3 protein-coding genes are annotated in these 3,922 nt (G+C 47.3%); all 3 read left to right on the top strand.

Going from position 1 to position 3,922, the window contains the following annotated elements; genetic code table 11:
- The first annotated feature begins 470 nt into the window (after positions 1 to 470).
- Positions 471 to 1,919 carry a F0F1 ATP synthase subunit beta gene (gene atpD / locus H6F50_RS08470; protein WP_190411654.1) on the top strand — a complete coding sequence of 483 codons (1,449 nt, stop codon included), beginning with the start codon at positions 471 to 473 and terminating at the stop codon, positions 1,917 to 1,919.
- 98 nt (positions 1,920 to 2,017) lie between these two features.
- Positions 2,018 to 2,434: an ATP synthase F1 subunit epsilon gene (gene atpC / locus H6F50_RS08465; protein ID WP_190428339.1), complete on the top strand. Its 417-nt coding sequence runs from the start codon at positions 2,018 to 2,020 to the stop codon at positions 2,432 to 2,434.
- An 808-nt stretch (positions 2,435 to 3,242) separates the two neighbouring features.
- On the top strand, positions 3,243 to 3,922 hold a 680-nt coding region (locus H6F50_RS08460; RefSeq protein ID WP_190428337.1), incomplete at its 3' end, for a filamentous hemagglutinin N-terminal domain-containing protein.

The following is a 3,922-nucleotide window of genomic DNA, read 5'->3' as shown; positions in this document are numbered from 1 at the left end:
GGTGGTATGACCTTGATCAGCCGCCGTAACAAGCAAAAAGCGCTGAAGGCTTAATCCGGTTTGGATGGCAAAGATATTGGGTTAAGTGCCTATTTTGAATTAGGCGCAAAAGTAGGATCTTTGATCCGAAGCATAATTTTAAATAGTGCTGTGTCTTTACAGAAGGCACAGCCCTTTTTTTATGGCTATTAACTGGCTCTTGATCCCGTCATCTCGTTACTGATTCAACGATTAAGGCAATCTCCGCCGCTGGTAGGAACCCGAAGGTGAGACGGTATTCTCTCTCGATTGAGGACATAAAAGAGCGAACTGACAAGTTAGCGCTTCGCTATCACATCCTATATAGGGATCAACTCAAGCCGCCAGACAGATTCGGCATCCTTTCAGTGGTACTCTGGAAAATGGCATTGCTAAATGTTAAGACTGTTTTCCCGTATCTATACAGATAGATTCACAACATAGGCACAAGCATGGTAGCCACCACAGACAAGACAAACGTAGGGCGTATTACCCAAATCATCGGTCCCGTTATCGATGCGGAGTTTCCCAGCGGCAAAATGCCGCAGATTTACAATGCCTTAAAAGTTGAAGGCAAAAACGAAGCCGGACAGGACGTGTCCGTAACCTGCGAAGTGCAGCAACTTTTGGGTGACAACCAAGTGCGTGCTGTTTCTATGAGTTCCACCGATGGTTTGGTGCGCGGCATGGAAGTAGTAGACACCGGCGCTGCCATTACCGTACCCGTTGGCCCTGCCACTCTGGGTCGGATTTTCAACGTTCTTGGCGAACCCGTAGACAATAAAGGGCCAGTCAATACTGAAGAAACCTTCCCCATCCACCGTCCGGCTCCCAAGTTCACTGACTTGGAAACGAAGCCATCGGTGTTTGAAACCGGAATCAAGGTGTTAGACCTGCTGGCTCCTTATCGCCGTGGTGGCAAGATTGGTTTATTCGGCGGTGCTGGTGTTGGTAAAACCGTCATTATGATGGAACTGATCAACAACATCGCGATCAATCACGGTGGTGTGTCTGTGTTCGGCGGTGTGGGAGAGCGTACCCGCGAGGGAAATGACCTCTACAACGAAATGAAAGAATCTGGGGTTATCAAAGAAGATAACCTCAGCGAATCGAAAATCGCCCTGGTCTACGGTCAGATGAACGAGCCACCCGGAGCGAGAATGCGCGTAGGCTTAGCCGCACTGACAATGGCTGAGTATTTCCGCGATGTCAGTAAGCAAGACGTGCTGCTGTTTATCGACAACATCTTCCGGTTTGTGCAAGCGGGTTCGGAAGTATCAGCGCTACTGGGACGGATGCCTTCTGCTGTGGGATATCAGCCGACTCTGGCAACAGATATGGGCGACCTGCAAGAGCGAATCACCTCCACCACCGAAGGTTCGATTACCTCAATTCAGGCCGTCTACGTACCAGCCGACGACTTGACCGACCCCGCGCCAGCAACCACCTTTGCCCACTTGGACGGAACCACTGTGTTGTCTCGTGGCTTAGCAGCGAAGGGAATTTATCCCGCTGTTGACCCGCTAGATTCCACTTCCACCATGTTGCAACCCAGTGTTGTTGGTGAGGAACACTACGCGATTGCTCGTGAAGTTCAGGCAACGCTACAGCGCTACAAAGAGCTGCAAGACATCATCGCCATTCTGGGTCTGGATGAATTGTCTGAAGATGACCGCTTGACGGTGGCTCGTGCGCGTAAAATTGAGCGTTTCTTGTCTCAGCCGTTCTTCGTGGCAGAAGTCTTCACCGGATCTCCAGGGAAATACGTGAATCTGCAAGAAACAATCAACGGTTTCAAGAAGATTCTGTCTGGAGAGCTGGATTCATTGCCAGAGCAGGCTTTCTACATGGTCGGCAATATTGAAGAAGCGATCGCTAAAGCTGAAAAAATCAAAAGCTAGTCCATAGGCATTTGCCATTAGTCATTAGCCTTTTTTCACTGGCTAATGACTAATGACCAATGACCAATGACCAACTAACAACTGACAACTCACAAATTATGGCTTTAACTGTTCGCGTTGTTTCTCCCGACAGAACTGTCTGGGATTCTAGTGCTGAAGAAGTAATTCTGCCTAGCACTACAGGTCAACTCGGTATCCTCAGCGGTCATGCTCCTTTATTGACCGCACTGGATATCGGTGTCATGCGTGTCCGTTCTGGTAAAGATTGGGTGCCCATCGCCCTCATGGGTGGCTTTGCAGAAGTGGATGAGAATGAAGTAACCATTCTGGTTAACGGTGCCGAGCGCGGCGACAAAATCGATCGGGAACAAGCCCGTGCTGCTTATACCGAAGCTGAGGCGAGGCTTAATCAGGTTGAGGGTGGTGGTTCCCGTCAAGAGCAAATTCAGGCAACTCAAGCCCTCAGACGTGCCCGCGCTCGTTTTCAAGCTGCTGGTGGCATGGTTCAAGCCTAAAGTCTGTCAACACTCAAGTCTTCTGAAAAGCTTCTCCTGTAACTCAACGGGAGAAGTTTTTCGTTTGGGAGAGGTTAACAATCATGAGTATTGCACTCAGCGAAGCGATCGCTTGCTTGAGAAATTTAGAGCGTTTGTCAGTTGGGTGGAATATAGTGCAGCTCTAACGTTCGGTAGGGACTTTTTGACTGCCATGTCTTTACAGATGTATCCCACTTCTCAATTCATCTGCAACTAATTTGGGACAGCTAATGGCAAGATTGCTAATCAATGAACAATTAGCCATAAAAAACAATATTTATAAAATATTCCCATACCTGAGAATCTTTCCATCTGTTCACGCTTAAATGATCGAGCCAATTCATAATGTATATTTCGGCTAAAAAATACTATAAATAAATACACAAATATTTTTACTAATTAATAATTATTTTTACACTTCCACATCTGCTTTTGACGAAAAATGATTAACCACTAGCCTGCTTTGTCTAAAAAATCAGGTTTGCTGCTGAATGGTCGAATATTAATCCTGCTACCTGTCGAAAGTTAAAAAATGCAAAGTTGAGGCAGGTCTCAAAAAGGCTTCAGTTGCAATGAATTCAACAAGCAGCCTATAAAAACCAAAGCAAAAATAGCCAGCTTTATGAAAATTTCCTAAAGCAAAATACCCATCTTTATCAACTCTTTAAAGTATTCAATATCTAATTAATCATTCCTTCATCAAAGCTGTGATATTACGGAGTGACCCAGAAAAATTGGGGACTGTAGAGTTGCCGCAAATTTTTCATCACCCCTAAGGAAGAGATTGATGTCAGTATTTACCAGCAGAATCGGTGCCCTGTTAGCCCTGTTGTTGTATGGGGGTTCTGTAGGTGCCACATCCACCTCAGCACAGTCAATCATTCCGGCTCCCAATGACACGAATACTCTGGTTAACCAGAATGGAAACCAGATTGACATTAGTGGCGGCACCCTTTCTAGTAATGGCTCGAATCTCTTCCACAGCTTCACTCAGTTTGGGCTGAATCAAAACGAGATAGGCAACTTCCTCTCAAACCCATCCATTCAAAACATCCTGGGTCGTGTCAATGGGGGAAATGCCTCAGTAATTAACGGTCTCATCCAGGTTACGGGTGGGAATTCAAACCTGTTCTTGATGAACCCCGCAGGCATTATCTTTGGCGCAGGAGCCAGCCTAAATGTGCCTGCCTCCTTCACCGCCACCACTGCTAACGGCATTGGCTTTGGGAGCAATTGGTTCAGCGCCACGGGTGCCAACGACTATAACGCTTTAGTGGGTACGCCCAACGGCTTTGCCTTCGCAATGAGTCAGCCGGGAGCGATCGCAAATGCCGGAAACTTGGCAGTCAACGCCGGACAGAATTTAACCCTACTCGGTGGCACCGTAGTCAGTACCGGGCAATTGTCAGCACCGGGAGGTAATATCACGGTGGCAGCAGTGCCTGGTGAGAGCGTAGTACGCATTTC

Source organism: Coleofasciculus sp. FACHB-712 (assembly GCF_014695635.1).
Classification (GTDB): Bacteria; Cyanobacteriota; Cyanobacteriia; order Cyanobacteriales; family FACHB-T130; genus FACHB-T130.
Note: the sequence above shows the minus strand (reverse complement) of the source record. Positions and strands in the feature narration are given on the sequence as shown.

What these genes read in the sequence shown, in the direction of transcription:
- atpD (WP_190411654.1), top strand. Translation starts at nt 471, where the DNA reads ATGGTAGCCACCACAGACAAGACAAACGTAGGGCGTATTACCCAAATC.
- atpC (WP_190428339.1), top strand. Translation starts at nt 2,018, where the DNA reads ATGGCTTTAACTGTTCGCGTTGTTTCTCCCGACAGAACTGTCTGGGAT.